This is a genomic window from Tychonema sp. LEGE 06208 (genome assembly GCF_015207505.1).
In the GTDB taxonomy this organism is placed as follows: Bacteria; Cyanobacteriota; Cyanobacteriia; order Cyanobacteriales; family Microcoleaceae; genus Microcoleus.
This window is the reverse complement of sequence record NZ_JADEWT010000103.1, coordinates 1-23810: the sequence shown is the minus strand read 5'-3', so window position 1 is coordinate 23810 and position 23810 is coordinate 1. Positions and strand designations below refer to the sequence as shown.

12 protein-coding genes are annotated in these 23810 nt (G+C 44.0%); 4 read left to right on the top strand and 8 right to left on the bottom strand.

The features are described 5' to 3' along the window. Positions 1 to 273 (bottom strand): helix-turn-helix domain-containing protein (locus tag IQ263_RS28830; RefSeq protein ID WP_228050269.1); only part of this gene is annotated, 273 nt, incomplete at its 3' end. Between the two features lie 406 nt (positions 274 to 679). Here IQ263_RS28830 and IQ263_RS22220 point away from each other — a divergent pair. Further along, complete coding sequence (locus IQ263_RS22220; protein WP_194011828.1) at positions 680 to 1300, top strand: DUF3177 family protein; 621 nt, start codon at positions 680 to 682, stop codon at positions 1298 to 1300. Between the two features lie 294 nt (positions 1301 to 1594). Beyond that, the gene (locus IQ263_RS22215) at positions 1595 to 3028 is read left to right on the top strand and encodes a hypothetical protein (RefSeq protein ID WP_228050268.1); all 1434 of its coding nucleotides are present in this window, start codon (positions 1595 to 1597) and stop codon (positions 3026 to 3028) included. Here the strand turns inward: IQ263_RS22215 and IQ263_RS22210 are convergent. From IQ263_RS22210 to IQ263_RS22195, 4 genes are all read right to left on the bottom strand, one after another. Further along, positions 2961 to 6416 carry a response regulator gene (locus IQ263_RS22210; RefSeq protein ID WP_194070342.1) on the bottom strand — a complete coding sequence of 1152 codons (3456 nt, stop codon included), beginning with the start codon at positions 6414 to 6416 and terminating at the stop codon, positions 2961 to 2963. The genes IQ263_RS22215 and IQ263_RS22210 overlap by 68 nt on opposite strands. 446 nt (positions 6417 to 6862) lie before the next feature. Beyond that, complete coding sequence (locus IQ263_RS22205) at positions 6863 to 10258, bottom strand: ATP-binding protein (protein WP_194070340.1); 3396 nt, start codon at positions 10256 to 10258, stop codon at positions 6863 to 6865. A 357-nt stretch (positions 10259 to 10615) separates the two neighbouring features. Continuing rightward, positions 10616 to 13891, bottom strand: coding sequence for a response regulator (locus tag IQ263_RS22200; protein ID WP_194070338.1), 3276 nt, complete (start codon positions 13889 to 13891; stop codon positions 10616 to 10618). 115 nt (positions 13892 to 14006) lie between these two features. After that, positions 14007 to 14975 (bottom strand): aliphatic sulfonate ABC transporter substrate-binding protein, encoded by a 969-nt coding sequence (locus IQ263_RS22195; protein WP_228050267.1) that lies wholly within the window; start codon positions 14973 to 14975, stop codon positions 14007 to 14009. Positions 14976 to 15254: 279 nt separating this feature from the next. Here IQ263_RS22195 and IQ263_RS22190 point away from each other — a divergent pair, with 279 nt between their 5' ends. Continuing rightward, positions 15255 to 15554 carry a DUF7734 family protein gene (locus tag IQ263_RS22190; RefSeq protein WP_194070334.1) on the top strand — a complete coding sequence of 100 codons (300 nt, stop codon included), beginning with the start codon at positions 15255 to 15257 and terminating at the stop codon, positions 15552 to 15554. Between the two features lie 88 nt (positions 15555 to 15642). On the opposite strand, the gene atpC is transcribed toward IQ263_RS22190, so the two are convergent. From atpC to IQ263_RS22175, 3 genes are all read right to left on the bottom strand, one after another. After that, positions 15643 to 16050, bottom strand: a complete 408-nt coding sequence (gene atpC / locus IQ263_RS22185; RefSeq protein ID WP_194070332.1) for an ATP synthase F1 subunit epsilon — start codon at positions 16048 to 16050, stop codon at positions 15643 to 15645. 184 nt (positions 16051 to 16234) lie between these two features. Beyond that, positions 16235 to 17692: a F0F1 ATP synthase subunit beta gene (atpD, locus tag IQ263_RS22180; RefSeq protein WP_194070330.1), complete on the bottom strand. Its 1458-nt coding sequence runs from the start codon at positions 17690 to 17692 to the stop codon at positions 16235 to 16237. 125 nt (positions 17693 to 17817) lie between these two features. Then, on the bottom strand, positions 17818 to 18618 hold the full coding sequence (locus IQ263_RS22175) for a PEP-CTERM sorting domain-containing protein (RefSeq protein WP_194070329.1): 801 nt from the start codon (positions 18616 to 18618) through the stop codon (positions 17818 to 17820). Positions 18619 to 19978: 1360 nt separating this feature from the next. Here IQ263_RS22175 and IQ263_RS22170 point away from each other — a divergent pair. After that, positions 19979 to 23752: a beta strand repeat-containing protein gene (locus tag IQ263_RS22170; RefSeq protein WP_228050266.1), complete on the top strand. Its 3774-nt coding sequence runs from the start codon at positions 19979 to 19981 to the stop codon at positions 23750 to 23752. The last annotated feature ends 58 nt before the right edge of the window (positions 23753 to 23810 follow it).

The following is a 23810-nucleotide window of genomic DNA, read 5'->3' as shown; positions in this document are numbered from 1 at the left end:
CCCTTTACCGGTAGCCTTGTATGTTTCCTGACAAAGATTTAGGCTGTAATTCCAGAACCATCTCGAACAGCCAAATGCACCAGCAAAATATTGCTGCTGTTCGGTTGTTGGATATAATCGGAACTTGGGGAGCATCTCATATTTGTAAAAAGACTTCTTTTGACTCCTTCTTTCTTCCTCTTTCCTCCTGTCTCCTGTCTCCTGCCTCCTACCTCCAATTTCTAGCTTGGCTGCAAAAGTGAGATGCTCCCGGAACTTGTAAGCTTGATACATTATCGGTAACTAAGGTTGCTGGTAACAGCATAGCTGATAGGCAAGGAAAATACAGGGAATTTGTTCGTTTCCTCATGCACCGCCCGTCTACTGCTGGCTGCGCTTTGTATCTCGTGGGCGGTGCAATTGTCAACTCACGAGCCTTTCATCACGCGGGCGTAATTCATTCGGGGTACTTCGCGCTGCGCGAAGATTCATCCCGAATGAATATACCGAGGGACTTCCCGGCTGGATAGTTAAAATTACGTTATATTTTGGGATATGCCGAGGACGTTCGGCGAAGCTGTCGAGCCACCAACGAAAGTTTTTGTAAACCTCGTTTCAACCGCCGTCTTATCTTATCCCTGACTTTTGAGCATTTGTATAGTAGAATTTGTCACAAATAAGTGAGTATATTTTCCCAAAGATGTTAAGTCTTTTATTGGCAGCCACAGGGCCTTGGTTTCAACCACTTGTGTGGATGGATTACCGCTTGTCTGTGCTATTAACAATTTCGATCCCGCTCGTAGTGCTGATTTGGGCTGTTTTTGACAAAGCTGATGCGATCGCCCGTTTGTTGGTGATTTATTGGCGGGTAGCCAGTTTGTTGGCAATTACACTTTACCTGATGATGGCTGCTCTGCCTGTGAGCTTTGTCTCGTCAGTGATAGCGAGAGCCTTGATTCCTGCTTGTCTGTGGTTCTGGCAGGATTTAAACGACGAAATTGCCGATCGGCCTCAATCACCTTTGAAGCTCGCCTTTACAGCTTGGCGGTGGGCGATTACTGTTTTCAGCGGTTTGGGCGCTCTAGCTCAAATTCCCTTCTTAAACTGTGCCTTTAAATCTCAAATTCAAGTAATTGACGAACCTTTTTGCCGTATTTGGTTAGACCCGCCTTGGCTGTACAAGCAGATGTTTCACCCTAATCTCACACCTCAATTTTTGGGATTGTTGGGCATGACAGGTTTAGCAATTTATGTAATTTACCTGTCATACTTTGTATTAATTAAAATTGGTAAACAGGGGAGGTCAGCTACTGGAAATTAAGTAGATTTAAAGCAAATATTGGTCTCCTCCATTTCAGCTAAAATCTTCAACAAAAAAGTCAAAAGTTCCTACTCGAAAAAACCGCATATACGAAAAATTCAACTAACAAGAGGGTGGCTGACGTGATACCGCTCAAAATTTGATACCGTGCCACGTACTCCTGTTGTGGATATCTAAAAATTTTAGACGAAGAGTTCCTGCTCCGGTTGCAAGTAAATCTCAAACTTGTAGGGCGAAGTCGAATTATCTCAAATCTCAAATCGACTGACATCAATGTTATTGGAAAAGACTGTGATGGATAGCAAAGAAGCATATTTACAGTGCTTAGAAAAGCTGATTTGGGCGATCGACCGCCTAAACGCAGAAGTAGAACCAACTGAACTCGCTCGGATTGCCGAACTGATAGTTCAGCCGATGACAGGATCGTGGCGTTTTTTTCACACTCCCGAACATATTTTTGAGGTAGGGGGAAAAGAAGACGCGATCGAGATTTTGGCCGCTTTATTTCACGATATCGTCTACGTACAAGTCGATCGCAGTATTAACTTTAACGTCAGCTACTACATCACTCCGGTAACAAAAGAAGTCAACAAACAGCTACAAATTCGAGAGCAATCTGAACTGTCGGCAGATGCTACCTTCGAGATGGTAATGCAGGTATTCGGTTTTGTACCCGGAGAAGTGCTCAACCCCTTCTCAGGACAAAACGAATTTCTCAGCGCTTTGGTAGCAGCAAAAGCTCTAGAACCATTTCTCAAACGCGAGCAATTGCTTCAAATTGCAGCCTGCATTGAAGCCACAATTCCGTTTCGCCCCGCCGAGGGAAGAGTAACAGTCAGCCAGCGTCTTTACGACCGCTTGCAAGCAATAAATAGCCTGTTCAACCTCAGTTTGACTGACGAGGAAATGCGGGAAACTATAAAAAAAGCTGTACGCATTTCTAACCGGGATGTAATCAGTTTTTCTCACCAGAGTTCAGCCCATTTTTTGGCAAATACCTGGAATTTACTGCCGGAAACCAATCACAACCTCACCTGCTGCGGTTTTTACACGGTTCGCGACTATCGAATTGCTATCCTGAAAATGGAGGGTTTTCTGAGTTATCTCCAGCCAGAGGTGATTTTTCGGCAGTTTGAGGGATGTCCCGACGATCGCACCTATCAGCGCTGGGAAACTACTGCTAGATACAATCTGGAAATTGCCAAGCTTTATTTGGGCTGTAAACTAGCTGCTATCGCCCTGCTAGAAGCTCTTTCTTCGAGTTTGGGAATCGACGTTTCTCTGGCGATGATGATGGGAGAACTTCCAGATAGAACTGTCGGAGGCGTGCGCCTGGAAAGCTTTTTTCCAGAAATAGAGAAACCTTATAACCCTAAAAATAGTTTAGAATCGGAAGTATTAAATTTATTAGAAAATGGTAGGGCTAAAAGCAATTCTAATAGCGATTTAGAACACTCCCCGCTGGCGACGTTTGTAGTAAAAATTATCGGCTTTGACGAAATGCGCTATCAGTGCGATCGAGCTAAGGAATTGTTTAAGCAAAATCTCGAAGCAGATGAGTTTATTACCGATTTTAACCCGATAGTTATAAAAATTGTCGTAGACTCAATTCTCCAGTTGTTTGAAAGTCGCAAATCTACTATCTACCGACACTACCAAATCATTTCTGAGTTAAGGTCCAAACCCCAGACCAATTTTCAGGAACGCCATTTTTTATCAAATGGTTGAGTCGCTCTAAATACAGGATAGCCGTTTTGTCTTCGGAATTAACAGCTAAAACTCGATCGAAACAAATTTGACCAGCCTTAAATTCGTGACGGCGATAATGTTCTAAACCCCGTTCAAAATCCGGCTGAGTTTGTAACTTGATTTCCCTGACTAACTCGGTTTCTCCGTCGAGGACTTCATAGATAGAAATTGCATCTTTTTTGCCTTTGACAATTACTCTATCTAAAAAACGGATTTGATACTGTTCGGGATCGGTTAAATTTTCCAAAACTTTATCAGAAATTATTAACGATACTCCATATAATTTAGTGAGACTTTCCAAACGAGAGGCTAAATTGACATGATCGGAAAAAGCATCTCCCTGCATTCTCTGTGCTTCTCCGACTATCCCCACCATCATCTGACCGAAATGCACTCCTACACCTACTTGAATCGGTTGATATCCGCTGCGAAGCCGATAGACATTATATTTGTGAACTTGTTGCAGTTTAGCAATTCCACCTTTGAGTGCATCGTCAGCACCGTTTGGAAAAACTGCCATCATTCCATCTCCTAAATACTTGACAATAAAGCCGTGATTCTCTCTAATTTTTGGACTGACTTCTCGCAAGTAAGCATTAACAAAGTCAAAGTTTTGCTGTGGTGTCATAGTTTCAGAAAGCGAGGTAAAAGAGCGAATATCACTAAACATGACTGCCATTTCTTTGCTGACATAATTGCCTAATTCGATATCCACAATACTTTCTTTTTTCAAAAATTCTAAGAAAGCATCGGGGAAAAATCGCCCGTAGGCGCTGTTAGTTTGCGATAAGTTGATGTGAGACTTAATTCTGGTTAAAAGTTCGTCTTTCGAGAAAGGTTTGGTTAGATAGTCGTTAGCACCGAATTGAAATCCTATGATTAAATCTGACACTTGATTTTTCGCCGTTAACATCACTACTGGCAACTCGTGGGAGGGATATTTTTCCCTGAGTTTGGCGCAGACTTCATAACCAGACATTCTGGGCATCATGATGTCGAGAACGATCAAGTCAAAATGCTGTCCGCCTTCGATGAGCGATAAAGCTTGTTCGCCGTCTGCTGCCTGAATAACGCTGTAATTTTCCAGAGAAAGATGATTGTTTAAAACTTGCAGGTTGATCGGATCGTCGTCAACTATCATAATTTTAAATTGTTTGAATTCTAACAGCGCAGCGGTTTGGGCTGGGGAATTTAAAGCCGTTTGATGAAAATTTAAATCGCAGGAAAAATAACTTTTATATATCTTATTTGGTAATTTAAAATCGTTGGTTTTGGTGGCGGCTTGCTGGTTGGTTGCTGCTTGGTTAGGATAAATTCTTTCGGTAGAAACAGGCAGGGTAAAGGTGAAGCGGGAACCGATGCCGACTTTCGATGCTGCGTAGATTTTACCCCCGTGGAGTTCGACAAATTGTTTGGATATTGTTAAACCTAAACCTGTTCCTCCGTATTGCCTGACTGTGGAACCGTCGCCTTGTTCAAATGGCTCAAAAATGCGATCGAGCCGATCGCCCGGAATGCCAATTCCACTATCGGAAACGGTGACAGCTATATGAAAATTCTGGCCTGGCGGCGGGCGATTTGACGCGGGCACTGGGAGGAATTTTTTGCCGTCGGTGGCTACAATTTCTGCTGATATTTCTACAGTGCCGCTATCGGTGAATTTGATCGCATTGCCAATTAAGTTGTAAAGGATTTGTTGCAAGCGATTTTCGTCAGCCCAAGCCAACGGCAAATCCGCAGGAATATGGTTAATTAACTGCAAGTTTTTAGTACCGATTAAAAATTTGCTTACAGTTAGTACAACTTCGACAATTGACTTAATTCCTACACTGCGAAACTGCAATTCTAGTTTGTGATTTTTGAGTTGAGCAAAGTCGAGAATATTGTCAACAAGTTCGTTGAGCCGCCTGCCGCTGCTAACAATCATTGAGAGGTTGTGCTGCTGAATTTCTGATAAAGTTCCGGCTGCGCCGTCAATCATTGATTCGGCAATACCAATCATTCCGTTGAGGGGAGTTCGGAATTCGTGGGAGGTGTTGGCTAAAAATTCGTCTTTTAGTTTGTCGAATTGTTGCAATTCTTGATTTTTATTTTCGAGGGCGGTGAAGGATGTTTGCAATTGAGATACCATGCTGGTGAAGGATTTGGCGAGTTGGCCTACTTCGTCGGCGCGATCGAACTCTAGTTTCCGATCCCATTCTCCTCGGGCGATATTTTTGGCTGCTGCGTTTAAACCGAGAATTGGGCGCGCGATCGATCTAGCCGTAAAAATACCAATAATTGTTGCTACTATTAGCGCTGCCATGCAGAGTAAAATAGTGGTAGCAGTGCTAGCATTGATTTTTTCCATAAAATCGTTTTCTGGAATCACTATCACTACTAACCAATCAATGCCGCTGGGGTCTTTGTACGGCAATATCTGCACAAAATGCCGCTGATTTTCGAGTTGAAATTCTAGTTTTTGAGGCGGCTCAACTTGGCTTAAATTGAAATTACTAATGATGTGTTTAGCTGTGGCGTTAGTTAACGTATTTTTGCTATCAATTGCTAGCAATCGTCGAGCTTTGCCGTCAGGGTCGAGGGTGTAGGGTTTTTCGCTTGTCGAACTTCCCACTAAAGCGCCCGATCGCTCCATAATGAAAGTTTGACCCGATCGGCTAATTTTCATGTTTGCCAAAAAGTTCCCAATCTGGCTCAAAATCATGTCAACTGCCATTACTCCAACAAACTCACCTCGCTCGTCATAGCAAGGCTGAGCCGCTGTGATTCCCAAATCTCCATGAAAAAACGTATAAATGTCTGTCCAAACTAATTTATTTGCTGCGGTTGCACTGATGTACCAAGGACGATTTCGCGGGTCGTAGTTTGGTTCGTAACTCAATAAAGTAGTGGGATTGCCTCGGTTATCTAAAGTATAGAAAGAACGCCTAGGAAAGTTTTCTGTCATTTTCGCAATTAATTGTCCTGATGCTTCTCTACGAACTCCGATATATTCACCTTGCTTGCTGCCTAAATAAATTTCTCGCACCGAGGATAATATTTGCATCTCGTGCCAAAAGTAGTGCTGTGTTGCTTGCAAATCTGCTGGATGCAGCTTGCCGAGTTGCGCTGCACCTGCATTGAGTCGGGTGATGGTGTGAGGTTTTTCTAAGTAATTTGTGAGGTGCTCTTGGATGCGATCGCTAATTTCTGCCTGCAAGCTATTAACCAATTCTTGAACGGCTTTTTGTCCGTTGATGAAAGACAAATATCCTACTAGGCTGACTGCGCCGACAGTTTGCAGGACAAATGGCACTGTCAGCGCTAAACGGAGGGGCACGCTGCTGTAAAATTTTGCGATCGATCTGCTAATACTTTTCAATAACATAGTAAATCGCCTGGGTTCTCAGAGAAACTGCACAAATCGGCTGATTCTTGCTTTTGAGCGTAATTAATAATAGTTCCAGCTAATTGCCGATCGCGAATTGAGTCGAAATTAGCGACGCTGGATCGGTAATGCGATCGAAATCACCAAACCAAATGCGACAATTTCCCTGATAAAAAGCATTGTAGCTCATGCTAATAATCCGTGCTGCACAATTATGTCCTGGAAATTCACATAATTAGGTTCTGCATCGAGGAATGTTGAATCAAGTCTGTCCTCTACCCTCTTCCTTCTCTTCACCCTGAGCGAAGCCCTTATAGCCTTCTTCCTTCTTCCTGATGACATTGGACGGAAAGCTCGGCGGGGACAGCACTAATGAATAATGAATAATGAATAATGACTAATGACTAATGACTAATGACTAATGACTAATGACTTCAAAAAACACCCTATTTTTCCCTCGAAATTTCCACCCCAGACCACCCATCCGGCGCTCCATACATTCGATATTTGCGAGAGCGTTTAAAATACAGCATTGCTACCCGATCGTCAGGATTGATTTGCAAAATATTCTCAAATATTTTTTGGGCAGCAACAAATTTTTGCTGGTAGTAAAAATTGAGAGCTTCTTGAAAAAAATCCGCAGTTTGCTGCTTGAGTACAATGCTTTTCTCTGTTTCTGTATCATAAATTTCAAACACTGACACAGCATTGGTTTTTCCTTTCACCGTTACGCGATCGACAAATCGGTACTTATATTTTTCAGGCTCCTCTAGGCGATCGATAATTGCACCGCTAACTAGAATTCTTGCGCCGTAAATTTTAGTCAATCCTTCCAAACGAGACGCGAGATTCACCGCATCAGCAATCACCGTACTTTCCATCCGTTCTCGCTCGCCAATTGTCCCCAGCATCAAATTTCCCGCGTGCAAACCAATGCCGATCGCGATCGGAAACAAGCCCTTTTTTTCGCGCTCCTGGTTAAAAATATTCACTTCTTTTTGCATATCAATTGCTGCTCGTATACCATCGTCAGGAGATATAGAAAATAAAGCCATGACTGCATCTCCAATATATTTGTCAATAAACCCATTATTTTGCCTGATTGCAGGGCTAACCTTTCCTAAATAACTATTAATAAATGCAAAGTTTTCTGGCGGTGTCATCATTTCTGAAAGCGACGTAAACGAGCGAATATCAGCAAACAGCACTGTCATATCTCTTTCCTGATTGTCGCCTAATTTTACTTCAATAATACTCGGTTTTTCCAGCAAACTCAGAAAATCTTGTGGCACAAACCGGCCGTAAGCTGCATTCAGCTTTGCCAAACGAATTTGCGTATTAATTCTCGCCAACAACTCCTTTTTGATAAAAGGTTTAGTTACATAATCATTGGCTTCTAAATTAAAAGCTTCTACCAAGTCGGCAGTTTGATTTTTTGCGGTCAGCATCAGAATCGGCATTTCTAAAGGCGAGTATTTTTTGCGAACTTCCCTGCAGACTTCATAACCCGTCATCTGCGGCATCATTACGTCCAGTAAAATTAAGTCTGGCTTAAATCCTGATTTAATCAGATTTAAAGCTTCTAAGCCGTTGCTAGCTTGAGTGATGGCGTAGTTTTCTAAAGAAAGATTATTAGTTATAACCTGAATATTAATGGGTTCATCATCGACTACCAAAATTTTTATTCTTTGATTTTCTGGGAAGTTGCTATTGGCTGACAAGCCAGAATTTATGATAGATGATTGCTGGGCTAATTCAGGAGTTGTTAAACTGCGAGATTCCTGGATTAAAGGCGGCTGTTTGCTGCTAAATTCCGGCTGACTCTCAGATACGGGCAAAGTAAAGATAAATTGGGAACCGATGCCTACAGTGGAAGATACACAAATTTTACCTCCGTGCAATTCCACTAATTGCTTGGCCACAGCTAACCCTAAACCAGTGCCGCCATATTCTCTAGCAGTGGAACCATCAGCTTGTTCAAAGGATTCAAAAATTCGCTCTAATTTATCTTCGGGGATGCCAATGCCGGTGTCGGATACAGTAATGGCTAATTGGGAATTAAGCGGTGATTGTTCGTTGCAAGTTACTAATTCTGCTGAAATTTCAACTGTGCCATTTTCGGTAAATTTAATCGCATTGCCGATTAAGTTGTAAAGGATTTGCTCTAACCGATTTTCGTCGGCTGCTATGGGCGGCAATTTGGGATCGATTGAATTAATCAACTGTAAGTTTTTTTGATTTGCTAAGGGCTGAGATAAGGTAATAATTACAGAGACTATTTCTCTCACACCAACGGATTTAATTTGCAGTTCTATGGTTTTGTGTTTTAGCTGAGAAAAATCTAAAATATCGTTAATTAAGGTAGACAATCTTTTTCCCGAAGCTGCAATCAAACCTAAGTTAAAATTTGTTGAGTCTGGGAGTTTTCCGGTAGCACCGTCTATTAAAGATTCTGCAATCCCAATAATGCCGTTGAGTGGAGTGCGGAGTTCGTGGGAAGTATTTGCTAAGAATTCGTCTTTCAGTTTGTCCAGCCGCTGCAATTCGCTATTTTTAGTTTCTAACGCCGTAAAAGATGCTTGTAGTTGTGCTGCCATGCTGTTAAAAGCAGCGGCAAGTATGCCTAACTCGTCGGAGCGATCTAGTTTGACTGTTTTATCAAATTGTCCTTCAGACAACGCTATTGCTGCATCTTTTAATTTTAAAATAGGTTGGCTAATCCACCGAGAAGTGATAAGTCCTATCATAGTAGCCATCACTAATGCGGCCAGACATAGCAATATTGTAGTTCTGTTTCCGGCATGAATTTGTTCCATAAAGTCGGCTTCGGGAACTACGACGACAATCAGCCAATCTAAACTTTTGCCGTCTTGGAATGGCAGGACTTTTAAAAATTGTGGCTTGCCGTTTATTTCAAAACTTAGTTGCTGCGATTTGGTGATTTGGCGCAAGTTTTGAAAGTGTGTTTCTAAATATTTAGCTGTATTTTGTGTGACTGGATCGCTGCTTTCTGTGACTTTAAACAGTTCTTTTTTACCGTTTTGGGTGCGGAAAGGTTGTTCCGGCGTGGAAGTTGCCAGCAGCGTGCCGTTTCTTTCGATAATAAAAGTTTGACCGGATTTACCTATTTTGAGGCTGTTTAAAAATTGACCGATACTGTCGAGACGCAAAGCAGCAATTAATACTCCTTCTAGCTGTTTCTGGCTGTTGTAAACAGGTTGCAAAGCGCTAAGGATCAATGTGGGTTCTAGGAAGGATATATAAACTGAACTCCAAGTTGGTTTTGCTGTTAGAGCCGCATAGGTGTAGGAAGGATGCTGTCGGATGTCGAAGTTTTTGACGTTGGCTGCTACTGTCGTGCGATCGCCCGAATCATTAGTATTGTAGGAATAAAAATCAAAATTTGTAGAGGGCCCGGATGCGTTAATCAATAAAGTTCCATCCGATGTCTTTTCGCCAGTGCGGTATTCTCCATCTCGATTGGCGATCGACGTAAAATTAATATAAGGATACAACTGTACTTGCCGCCACAGATACTTTTCCCAAGCTAACAAATCTTGCATATTAACAAAACCCAGTTTCACCGCATCCAGCTTGCTTTGATTGATTTGGTGGGGAGTTTGTAAATAAGTTACCAAATTTTGCTCAATGCGATTGCTCACCTCCCCCATCAACTGATCGGCAAGGTCGTTTACTGCTCTTTGAGAGTTCTTAAATGATAAATATCCGACAATTCCCACCGCTGCAAATACTTGCAAGACAAACGGAACTATCAGCACCGTTTGTAGGGTCGATTTTCCTGAAATTTTGGCAACTAAGCGCTTGATATAAAGAGTTGGCATAATATTAATTTAGCTTGAAAGACACAGTTAATAATCGGAGGGAATCTGCTTCGCTATTAAGTATTGTAAAGCATTCTATCCTTGAATAAAAGTTACGCAACGAACGACAGATTCTTGGTGTATTCCTGAATAGTTGTCAAACCTGTGACTTTTCAGATTAACCCGGTTGATTTCTCACATAGCTTTCAGCAGGAGATTCGAGTTTGAAGTCAAAAGCAGCGCTAACAGCCTATCTTCCAGGAAAATTCCCAATTTTATATCCGAATACTTTGACCTGAATGTATTATGACCGAGACCCGGTACAAAAAACCAGATAAAAATATAAAAATTTCTGCCCTCAGCTTCATGATAGTTTTACTACTTTTCATCCAAAACTTCTATCCCCGACCATCCTTCTGGCACACCATACATCCGATTTTTTAGAGAACGCTGGCAGTAGATTGCTGCTAACTTATCTTGAGGATTTATTTCGCAAATTTTCTTGAATATTTTTTGCGCTTTAGTAAAATTTTGCTCAAAATAAAGCTCCAAACCTTTTTCAAAGGCTGCCGCAGTTTCCTGTTTTAGTTCCATGCTTTGTTGTGTTTCTGCATCATAAATTTCAAACACCGACACCACTGATTTTTTACCTTTGACTGTGACGCGATCGACAAATCGGTACAGATATTGTTCTCGATCGCCCAAACGCTCTAAAATTGACTCAGTAACTAGAATTCCCGAGCCGTAAACCTTAGTCAATCCTTCCAAACGAGAAGCGAGATTCACCGCATCAGCAATCACCGTACTTTCCATCCGTTCTTGCTCGCCAATCGTACCCAGCATTAAAGTACCCGCGTGCAAACCGATGCCGATCGCGATCGGTGCGTAATTGCTTAGTTGTCGGTGCTGGTTATAAATAATCACTTGTTTCTGCATTTCCACCGCCGCCCGAACAGCATCATCTGCAGACTCAGGAAATAGCGCCATAATCGCATCGCCGATATATTTATCAATAAAACCTTGGTGAGCGCGAATAACCGGACTCACTCGGCTGAGGTAGCTGTTGATAAAATTAAAATTTTCTTGGGGAGTCATCGCTTCGGAGATAGTCGTAAAAGAGCGAATATCAGAAAATAAAACAGTCATTTCCTTCTGAATTTGATCGCCTAGTTCGACATCAACAATACTTTCGTGTCCCAAAAAACGCAGAAAGTCGTGGGGAACAAATCTACCGTAAGCTGCATTGATTTTGGCCAGACGGATATGGGTTTTAATTCTGGCTAACAATTCATTTTTTACAAAGGGTTTAGTTAAAAAATCATTGGCTCCTGCATTAAAACCTTGCACTAAATCAGATACTTGATTTTTGGCTGTTAGCATCACGATTGGCACTTCGATCGCCGTGAATTTCTCCCGTATTTTCTCGCAAACTTCGTAACCAGTCATCCGCGGCATCATGATATCTAGCAAGATTAAATCTGGCTTGTAGCCTGTGTCTACAAGAGCTAAAGCTTCTTTACCGCTGCTAGCTTCGGCGATGGCATAGTTTTCCCGAAGTAAATTGTTAACCAATACCTGAATATTCACAGGTTCGTCATCTACAATTAAGATTTTAACCAGAGTGTTTTCTTGCCGGAATCGACCCTCAATGCAACTGTTATTATTAAAACTTATTTCTGCAGCTTCATTTGTTATTAAATTCCGCTCGTTAGTTGTAGAAACCAAACACTGCTGCACCGTATCTGGCAACTGCTGGTTATCGATATACTGATTTTGAGAAACTGGCAAACTAAAAGTAAACTGCGAACCAATACCGAGTTCTGAAGATACGTTAATTTCGCCGCCGTGCAGCTCGACTAACTGCTTGGTAATTGCCAAACCTAAACCGCTACCTCCGTATTCTCTAGCAGTGGAACCGTCTGCTTGTTCAAAAAGTTCAAAAATGCGTTCTAATTTATCTTCAGCAATGCCAATCCCGCTATCGGATACAGTAATTTGCAGTTTTGATCTGACAATTAAAGATTGAAGCTGGCTGGTAACAGAACTTTCTCGCTCAAAAAAATCCGGCAAATTCAAAGATATGGCATTTGCCGAAATTTCTACAGTACCAGTGTCGGTAAATTTAATCGCATTTCCGATTAAGTTATACAGAATTTGTTGCAGCCGATTTTCATCGGCATCCACTAGGGGAATGTCGGGACTAACTGAATTAATCAACTGCAAGTTTTTTGTGCCAATTAGCGGTTGAGAAAGAGTCATTACGATATCGACAATTTCTCGGATGCCGACGGGCTTGATTTGCAGTTCAATGTTTTTGTGTCTCAGCTTCGAGAAATCAAGAATGTCGTTGATTAGATTGGACAGTCTTCTGCCGCTAGATGCAATAATTTCTAGATTGGAAATAGTCGGTTCTGGCAATTGTCCTGTAGCGCCGTCGATTAAAGATTCTGTTAAACCGATAATGCCGTTAAGTGGAGTGCGGAGTTCGTGAGAAGTGTTGGCTAAAAATTCGTCTTTTAGTTGATCTAGTCGCTGCAATTGGGCATTTTGATCCTCTAGTTTTGTAAAAGATACTTGCAATTGACTGGCCATGCTGTTGAAAGCATCAGCTAATTTTCCTAGTTCGTTAGATGCCACAATATCTACCCGAGTTTCCAACATTCCGCTAGTCATTTTAGTAGCTGCGGATGTGAGGGCTTTCAAGGGATTTGCGATCGATCGAGCAAAAGCAAGTCCCAAGCCCGCAGCGGCGAGGGCGCTGGCGATTGTAACTGCACCCATGACACCTACGAGCGATCGCAGGGGAGCATAAGCTTCGGCTGTAGGTAGCTCTACCACCACCATCCACTGCACCTGGCGGACGATCGCCCCCGTACCCATGACTTCTTCCCCGCGCCAGCCTCGATAAACTATCGGAGATTGCATCCCCGAAGCCAAAGCTAATTTGAATAACTTTCCCACAAACGATCGCCCGCTCAAATCTTCCAGTAAATACGGATTAATCTTGCTTCCCGTTTCCGAAATCACCACCGATCTGTTATCTAAAACATAGCTATATCCCGTTTTTCCTACTTGCGATCTGGCAACAATTTGAATTAAAAAATTTAGACTAACTCTGGCAAACAATACTCCAGCAATTCTATTTTTACTATCGCGAATCGGCACTGCTAAATTAACAACATTTACTGCTGTTTTGAGATCGACATCTACTGGACTAACATAGTTTTGAGCTTGCCTAAATGTCCGCCAAAATATCGGTGAATCTGCCGAAATACCTGCCAAACTCAAGCTAGAAATAGAAAATGGTTCGTAAGGCGAAATTGCCTGTACGACTTGACCTTGACTGTTGAAAATCCCCGCCACTTCGTAGGCGCTGTTGCTGTTCACCAATCCTTCGAGAATACTGCGCTGAGTTTCAGCATTAAATTCTGTTAAACCGCGCAATTCTGACAAATAATTGAGTTGGCGCTGCAAGTTATCCAGATAAGCGCTAATTTGGACAGCAGCAGCTTGCGATCGCTCGAACTGAAGTTGTTTTGTCTGTTTTATCTGTTCCCGAAAGCTGAGGTAAGCTAAGGTACTTCCCGCCATCAATACGCTAGCTACAACAATCGAGACAAAACCGTAACGCAGTTGATTGGCAATTGAGGACATTTGATTTTGCCAGTTAACAGTTTGAACTCACTCTATAGGATACACCTAATTTCATTTTTCATACTTGATAAATCGCCGCCTTTGATTTATCGATACCTTTGCCTAACTTCTGGTTTTATAGATCTAATCTTTGTTTCCAGATAACATCTTCAATCCAAATGCGATCGGGAAGTAGTCCCAAGCGAAAGAAAATCTCAGAAATCCGCTGCTGTTCCTCAACAGCGCTATCTTGAATTGGCAGCAAATCGTAGCTCCGACTTTTAGTTAATATTCTAGCTGTTGTTCTTTTCATTCCCCTTCGAGCGCTGATAAATCTCGCTGCTCGTTCGGGATTCCTAGTTATCCAAACAGCCATTTTTCGCGTTTCTCCCATGACTATTTTAACAATATCGGGAAAGTCGCTAGCAAAAGAGCGACTTGCCAAATAGAAGTTTCTGTCATTCATCAGCCCGTCGCTGTCAGTCAAGAAATTAACAGGCATAGTTTCCTGTAACTGAGCGAGAAACGGCTGCCAAATCGCCCAAGCATCAACCTCGCCTCTCACAAATGCTTCCCGAGCTTTTGCCGGCGGCAAATCGACCAATTCGGCATCTTTTAACTGCAAGCCACCTTGAGTTAAGGCCCGAATTAACAAATAGTGACCGGCCGTTTTCTTAGTTGCTGCTATTTTCTTACCTTTGAGATCCGCCAAAGTCCGAATAGGAGAATCTTGAGGAACTACGATACCAATGCTTCCCGGTAAAGCTGAATCATTAGCAATATAAACAAAAGGTACGCCGTCTGATTGAGCAAAAATTGGCGGTGCCACTCCTGCATAACCGAGATCGATGTTTCCTTTTCCTATTGCTGCTAAAATTGGTGGCCCTGCGGCAAATTCCGTCCATTCTACAGACCACCCAATTTCTGCTAAACGGGTTTCCAAAGAGCCTTTAGCTTTGAGATAAAACAGCGCTCCGAAACGCTGATGGCCGATTCTGACAACTCTTGTTAAGTTTGAAGGTGCATTTTGGGTTTTTGCTGTAGAGTTATTTATGACTTCTGACTTGCAACTTACCACACTTAAAGTCACGCAAACAACTAGCATAAATAGCAGTGAATATCCCCAAGGGAAGCACCTGTTAAGATTTTTTTTACTGAAATATGATAGTTGAAATTTATTCTTTGTGTGGGTCATGAACTATCTTATAAGTAGTTTGGCAGGATTAAAAAAATCTCGATTTTTTTAATCCTATTTATATTGTGTCCGCTTACTTCATGCTGTTAAAAAATGTCGAGTTAAAAATAAAATTTTGGCGGTGTGTCCCTGAAATTAGCCGCAAAATTAAGCTATATTATAGCTAATTTGTGTAAAGTGATAGGTGCTATGGCTGACTCTAGGGATCGCCGCTTGGAACAGTACACGGTAAAAAGACCTGATGAAGTTTTAATCGTCCAGGCCGAAATTGACGGCGAATTTGACGAAATTGCTATTTTTAAAGGCTTTTCTAGCTCCCTGGTGCGATCGACTGCTTTCGATCCAGAGGTTCCTGTTTTACCGGAGGAAGCAAAAATTGTGAGTGTCGATCGCGTGGAGAGTCCGTACAATCCAAATAACCCCCGCTATCTTCAGCAAGGGTTATCTTGGGAAACAATGCAATCGCTATTGTTAGAGGCTGGAGTTTAGCTCAGGCTGCAGGGAAAAAACTTAGAAAAACAGCAGGGACACAACATTGTTGTGTCCCTACTACAAAAGCCGTGTTCCTACCCGCGCGCTAGAGCGTACCGCCGGCAGCTTGGAAACGAGCTCGCGCGCGTTTGATTGCTTGCTTAGCTTGAATTTGCTCTTGCAAATTGCCGCTAGCCGACTTTTCCAAACGAGCTTCTGCTTCGGTGTAAGCCTTGCGAGCATCTTCTTTGTCGATCGTTTCGCCTTTTTCAGCGCCGTTGACCAGAATAGTAACCTGGTTTTCTTGGATTTCTGCAAAGCCGCCCATCAGAGCAATAGACACCCATTCCTTACCGGGACGGACGCGCATCACTCCGGTATCCAAAGCAGTCAACATCGGAGCGTGACCGCTCAAAATACCCAATTGGCCTGTGGTACTCGGCAAAATTACTTCTTCAGCATTAGAATCCCAAACAGTTTTGTCTGGGGCCACTACGCGCACAGTTAATGTCATAAAGTATCAGTTGTCAGTTGGCAGTTGGCAGTTGTCAGTTGTCAGTTGTCAGTTGCCAGTTGTCAGTTGCCAGTTGCCAGTTGTCAGTTGTTACCAATAACCAATAACAAATAACAAATAACTACTGACTACTGACTACTTGACTAATGACAACTGACTAATGACTACTGACTGATGACTAAAATTACTTAGCCTCAGCTTTCATTTTTTCAGCTTTGGCGATCGCCTCATTGATATCGCCAACCAAATAGAAAGCTTGTTCCGGCAGCTCATCAAGTTCACCACCCAAAATCATTTGGAAGCCCTTAATGGTATCAGCCAGCTTGACGTACTTACCGGGGGAACCAGTGAACACTTCCGCCACAAAGAACGGTTGAGACAAGAAGCGTTCAATTTTGCGAGCGCGAGAAACAGTCAAGCGGTCATCTTCCGACAGCTCGTCCAAACCCAAAATCGCAATAATATCTTGCAATTCCTTGTAGCGCTGCAGAGTAGACTGCACCTGACGCGCCACACCGTAGTGTTCTTCGCCGACTACGCTAACTTGCAACATTGTAGAGGTAGAATCCAGCGGGTCAACAGCCGGATAAATACCCTTAGCAGCCAAACCGCGAGACAACACAGTTGTAGCGTCCAAGTGAGCAAAAGTCGTAGCCGGAGCGGGGTCAGTCAAGTCATCCGCAGGTACGTACACAGCTTGAACCGAAGTAATCGAACCTTCAGTAGTCGAAGTAATCCGTTCTTGCAAGTCGCCCATGTCTGTACCGAGAGTCGGCTGATATCCCACAGCCGAAGGCATCCGACCCAACAGAGCCGATACCTCAGAGCCCGCTTGCACGAACCGGAAGATATTGTCAATAAATAGGAGAACGTCCTGCTTGCTGACATCGCGGAAGTATTCGGCCATCGCCAGAGCTGACAGGCCCACGCGCATCCGAGCACCAGGTGGCTCGTTCATTTGACCGTAAACCAAAGCAATTTTTGACTTGGTGCGGTCTTCTTCGTCAATAACCCCCGACTCGATCATTTCCTTGTAGAGGTCATTACCTTCGCGGGTGCGTTCGCCCACACCGCCGAACACGGACACGCCACCGTGAGCTTTGGCGATGTTGTTCACGAGTTCCATCATAATCACGGTTTTGCCGACGCCTGCGCCGCCGAACAAACCGATTTTGCCGCCGCGGCGGTAGGGAGCCAGGAGGTCGATCACCTTGATCCCGGTTTCAAACACCGAAGGCTTGGTTTCCAGTTCGGTGAAAGCCGGCGGCTGGCGGTGAATGGGCATACTTTCGGAAGTATTGACCGGGCCGAGGTTGTCTACCGGTTCACCGATGACGTTAAAAATGCGGCCGAGAGTTGGGAGTCCGACGGGAACTTGGATCGATTCCCCGGTATCTACTACTTCCATGCCGCGCACCAAGCCGTCGGTGGTACTCATGGAAACTGCGCGCACTTGGCTGTCTCCGAGCAGTTGCTGAACTTCGCAGGTAACGGCAACGTCTTGACCTGCTTCGTTTTTGCCGGAAATCGTGAGAGCGTTATAGATTTGGGGCAGTTTGCCGCCTGGGAATTTGACGTCTACAACTGGCCCGATGATTTGGGTGATGTAGCCTACGTTCGTTTTTGTTGCGGTGGATACCATGAATAGTGCCTTTGTTAGGATGCTATTTTTCCCGTTGTGGAAAAAGTCTTAACATTTAGAAATGCTATTTCTCACAGTACCACTGAACAGACTCACTATTTAGATTTGTCTGGGCTGGTTAAAAGTCATTTTTCTGGTTGCTGCTGTCGCTTTTTTTTCCCGCGAGCCGCAGCCAAAGCCCCGAGCCCCAGTATAGTGCCGAACATCGTGACTGGTTCGGGAGCTACCTCGGCTGAAATGATGAAGTCTTGGAAGTCAGCGTCGTTTCCTCCTCCAGCATCGTCGAAGGAGATTTTTGCGCCCTGAGCCAGTTGGGCCAATGTCAGCAATGAATATTGCTCTGGGCCTTTACCGCCGTTGACGTTGATAAATGAGTCGCTGGAGTTGTAGTCGAGCTTAAAGTCCCCAAATACCGCTTGCTGACAGCCCGTGAGCACACAGTCATCTCTCCGAAACTGGGTGTTGGCGGCAAACCAGTCGGGGCTGTTCATGAAGGTGCTTGAGGAGACATACTGCTCGAATGGTTTGCCCGTGCCGCTGTCACTCCACAGCAGCAGGGCATAAGTTTGATTTCCCAAAAATTTGAAGGTTTGGGTGATGGAGCCGTTGTCCGATGTGACAGCGTTGCCGAAGCTTCCCTTCGATTCATCGGCTGCGCCGTTATCTGAGGGTTGAAGCTCGTAAAACAGTTTGGCGATGTTGGTGTATCCTGTGTTTCCTGACTGAGCTTGGGCTACCCACAAGCTGGACTGGTAACTGCCGTGTGATTCGTTGAAGGTAAAGTTTATGCTTGTATCTTCATCGAATTGGATGCCCTTTGTGCCAAACATGAAAGCTTGGACGGGCGCGCAGATGCTTAGCAAGATTGTGGTTGCCAAGCTGGCGATGGTAAAAGATGTTTTTTTGACTAGCGTTAAGGTAGTCATAACCCTGATTCCTCCAATGTTGTTAGGTAGTAAGGCGGGAAACGCACTTTTCCCGTGATGGGAAGAGACGATCGCCCCTTATGCGATATTTAGGACTATGGCCATAGCTGCAAAAGAAACTTTACAGCAGTGACTCTACAGACTGATATCACTTAGGTGTGTCCTGATATTAAATCAGTGTTTGTAATTCTAAGAGTTTTCACTGACACTCCATGTGCCACACTTGAATTTGTAACAGCAAGATTTTAATCGCATCTCCATTTCCAACCTACTACATTTATTTTGATCCGCAAGAGTCTCAAACTAACTGTAATACTTGCAAATATTAGGTTCTATCAAAAATACAGAATATTTTTGATAGCAGCTTTATAAAGTTTTGGTAAAGTCAATCAAAAAAATATAAAGTTTACGATCGAAGCTCGGCTGTTCGACCAGCGCTCGAAGCGGGATGGAAGCTGTTATAAGGTGTGCAGAAGAGTGCGGAGGCGACTGCGAGTAGGGATTTGAGCGTGTTTTTTGCTGCTTTCAGCAAGTGGTGGCTACAGGCGATCGATACTTGCGTATTTTTGACTAATATACTGAGTGATTTTTTACTCCTGATTATCGGATTCCGCTTCGTATTTTTACCAGCAGTCCCGAACGCATCAACCCGGTTTTTCAAGGTAATGGCGTGAGTCGATTTTCCATTTTTCGATTTGAGATGCTTCGACTTACATCGACTTGCTTCGACTTCGCGCGCTCACAAGACGCGAGCGTACAAGTTTGAGACTTACAAGGGCAGATGAATCTAGGAGTTTGAACTTGAGTCTAAAATTTTGAGCTTTCCAAGACAGAAGTACGTCACACGGTATCCGTTATCCGTTTTTGTGGGGTGTCAGAGAAGTAGTGAAAGTGGAAATAATAAACCCAGTTTTATGGCAGGTTTCTGAGTGCTATAAAAAAAAGTTTCTAAGTAGAAAGGCGTAAATATTTGTAGTTGGGATGAGGCAGGAGTCAGGAGACAGAATACAGGAGGGATTGGGGTTTTAGCCTCATTTATCTTTTTTAACACAGTTGTGTTTTTCCCCACCGACTTACCTACGTAAATCCTAGTAATTAAATACATACATTTTTCCCTATTCCAATTATTAGATAATAAAAAATCTTGCCATTCTATTGACATGAATAGTTTTTAGTAGTAAAAATAGGAGATATCGATCGATAGTCCGCACAATTTTTGGGGCAGCGACCTAAAGCTACATTCTACCGTTAAAATTTCACAGAGTGAGGAAGCTCTCACCCGCCTTCTACCGTTGGTGATTGAAAAGTGTCTGGACTATTGATAAATACGATCGCACTTTAAACAAAATATTTAAGCACAATGACAACCAACAAACTACATTTGCTCGGATGGTTATTCATTGTTGGCTGGCTGAGTGCCGGGGCTATGGGTTCGGCAAACGCGCAACCCATCACCCCGGCACCGGACGGCACTAACACAGTTGTTACTCCCAACGGCAACCACTACGACATTTCCGGAGGGTCTTTCAGCGGAAATAAGGCTAATCTTTTTCACAGTTTTACTCAGTTTGGCCTCAGGGAAGGTCAAACGGCTAACTTTCTGACTAATCCCAATATTCAAAATATTCTGGGGCGGATTACTGGGGGAAATCCTTCTTTAATCGATGGCTTAATTCAAGTTACGGGCGGCAATTCCAATTTATTTTTGATGAATCCTGCCGGCATGATTTTCGGGCTAAATGCCAGCCTCAACGTGCCGGGATCTTTTAATGCTACTACGGCGACAGGAATTGGTTTTGGGAACAATCAGTGGTTTAGTGCGATCGGCAATAACAATTGGGCAACTTTAATTGGGATGCCAAATAGTTTTGCGTTGACAAATTTCCCAGGGGGAAGCATTGTTAATGCAGGCAATTTGACGGTAGCACCCGGTCAAAGTTTAAGTTTGATCGCTGGTACGGTTGTTAATACAGGTCAGCTAACGGCAGCGGGGGGCAATATTCTCATCAGCGCCATACCCGGTAACAATTTGGTGCGAATTAGTCAAGCTGGAAATTTATTGAGCTTGGATATTCAGCCGACAGCAACTCAAAGTTCGCTGCCGAACAATTGGACGCAACCGGTGTTATCTTTGCCGGAGTTGCTGACTGGCAAAGGTGTGGCACAGGCAACGGGTTTGACGGTAAATCCTAATGGCGAAGTTGTGTTGACTGGGAATGTTGCAGTGCCTGTAACTGCAGGAACTGCGATCGCATCCGGCAGTCTCAATGTCTCTGGCAACACTGGCGGTACTGTAAATATTTTAGGCGATCGAGTAGGTGTTATTGCAGGCAATATCGATGCTTCTGGGATTAACGGTGGCGGCAATGTACTGATTGGCGGAGATTATCAGGGTTTGGGGACAGTACCCAATGCTGCGCGGACTTTTGTCAGCAGCGACTCGACGATTAATGCTGATGCTATTAGTAATGGGAATGGCGGGCGAGTGATTGTTTGGGCTGATGAAACTACTCGCTTTAATGGCAATATTACGGCGAGAGGTGGCTTGCTTTCTGGGAATGGCGGCTTTGTGGAAGTGTCGGGAAAGCAATCGCTGGATTTTCAAGGATTAGTTGATTTGCGATCGACCTTTGGGATTGCTGGTACCTTACTTTTAGATCCTACTGATATAACTATTAGCGCAGGTGCGGATGCAGGCGGCACTTTAGCAGGGGGAGCATTTACGCCCTCGGCGGGTACTTCTACAATTAATAATGGGACGCTGCAAACACAGCTAGGTTTGGGAAATGTGACTATTTCCACTGCGTCGGCTTCTCCGAATCAAGGCGATATTACAGTCAGCGCTCCGGTATCTTGGACTAATAGTAATTCCCTGACTCTGAATGCTAATAACAGCATATTTGTTAACAAAAATATTACCGCTAACGGCGGCAGTATCACCCTGAATGCAGATTTAGATGGCAGCGGTGCAGGGGCGATCGCCATTACCAATGCTATCATCAACTCGAACGGTGGCAACATCATTTTAGGAGGCGGCACCAACCCGTCAAATTCCCCAGCAGTAGGGACAGCGGCAAATCCCAGCGGAGTTGATCTCACCGGTTCCACCCTCAATGCCGGGACTGGAAATATTTCTATTAGAGGTCAAGGAGTCGCTGGAGTCAGCAACAATCTCGGCATTTCTGTTTCTACCAGCAAAATCACGACGGCTGGGACTGGAAGTATTACTCTCAATGCTACTGGCGGTAATGGAACTGGAAGCGACAACAAGGGGATTAACATTATTACCAGTACAGTGGAATCGATCGGGACAGGGAGTATTACTTTCAACGGTACTGGCGGAAACGGGACATTTAATAATCCAGGGATATCTATTGACAGCAGCACAGTGCGGGCTGGGGGAAATATCAGTCTGACTGGTACTGGTGCTGGAACTTTAACCCAAAACACTGGCGTTAGAATCATCAACTCTACAGTCGAGTCAACGCCCGGCAACGGGACTGTCACCATCACCGGGACGGGGGGAAATGGGACGGGCAGCAATGAAGGGATAACTATTGATAATCCCAGTACAGTGCGATCGCAGAATGGAGATATCGCGCTGACTGGAACAGGTAAGGGGAGCGCGGACGACAACACGGGCATTTCGAGTTCAGGGGTGGTGGAGTCCACAGGCACTGGGAATGTTACTCTGAGCGGTGTTGGCGGCAATGGGAATGATGGCAATCGAGGGATATCACTTGGGGCGGGCAAAGTGAGTTCGCTATCGGGAAATGTCAGTCTGACTGGTACTGGTGGTGGGGCTGGGTTTACCAACGAGGGTATATATTTAGATAGTGGTGCTCCTACAGTCAACACCGCAGGCTTGGGAAAGGTGACGTTGACAGGGACGGGCAGTGCAGGGACAGCCAGTAATTCCGGGATATACGTCAACTCAGGCACGGTAAAATCGCAGAATGGAGATATTGCTTTAATTGGTACCGGTGTTGGGACATCAACTAACAACGACGGCATTAACTTCGCCACGGGCCTACCAACGGTGCAAGCTACGGGAACGGGCAATATTAGCTTCACGGGAAAGGCTAACAACAATTCCATTCCAATTAACCTGACCGCCGGTGTGATTGATGCGGCTTTAGGTGGCAATGTCACTTTGACGGGTGATGAAATTCAACTGTTAGGGACGACTCAAGTCAATGGCAAGGGTACTATTACTTTACAGCCGCTGACACCGAGTTTAGGTGTTCTGATAGGCGGCACTCAGAATAACCCTGACGTTCCTCCTTTGAATCTGATTCAGGCGGAACTCGACACGTTAAAAGGGTTTTCCCAAATGGCGATTGGGCGGACGGATGGGACGGGGGCGATCGCCCTTGACCCCGCTGGCGTTACTTTTAATTACCCCGTCACAATTCAAGATTCCACAATTGCAGTCAATGGAAACATTACAGGTAAAAACAACGCTTCAATTACTTTTAATGCTGCAACCACTAACTTCTTAAATAATTCAAATATTGTCACCAACGAACAGAATATTACCTTTGGCGGCAAAGTCTCCCTGGCTACGGGTTCTAATGTCACCCTCGATACTGGGTTAACGAATGCAGGTGACATTAATTTTGGGGGAACGGTTGACGGCGATGGCAACCTAGTTTTGAGTGCGGGAACAGGCGTTATTAATGTCAACGGGCCAATTGGGGAGACTACAGGTTTGCGTTCCCTGACAACAATCAATTCTTTCGATGTTAAGAATCCGATCGACTTTTCAATTGAAACTACAGGCAATATTACCGTTGGTAGTATGAGAAATGCCGGACGGGCGATCGCCCTTACCAGCACTAATGGCGATATTGATACGAGTGCAGGGGCCATTGATACCACATCCAGTACCGGAAATGGTGGGTCAATTACACTAAGTGCCAACAATATTAACGCTACCAATCTTAACTCCAGTTCCACTGCTGGCAATGGTGGAAACATCACACTCACTGGCAAAACAGGCAACATTTTTGCATACTCAGGAGTTGTTAATTCTAGTTCTAGTTCTGGTGCAGGTGGAGATATCGCGATCGGTATGCCTCTAATCATTAATTTATTGGACAAGACTGGACAATGCGTACATGGTGAGCCATAATACTAATATGGCAAAGTACGTGAAACCAAATGAAGCAGCTAACACTTTGGGAGTTTGC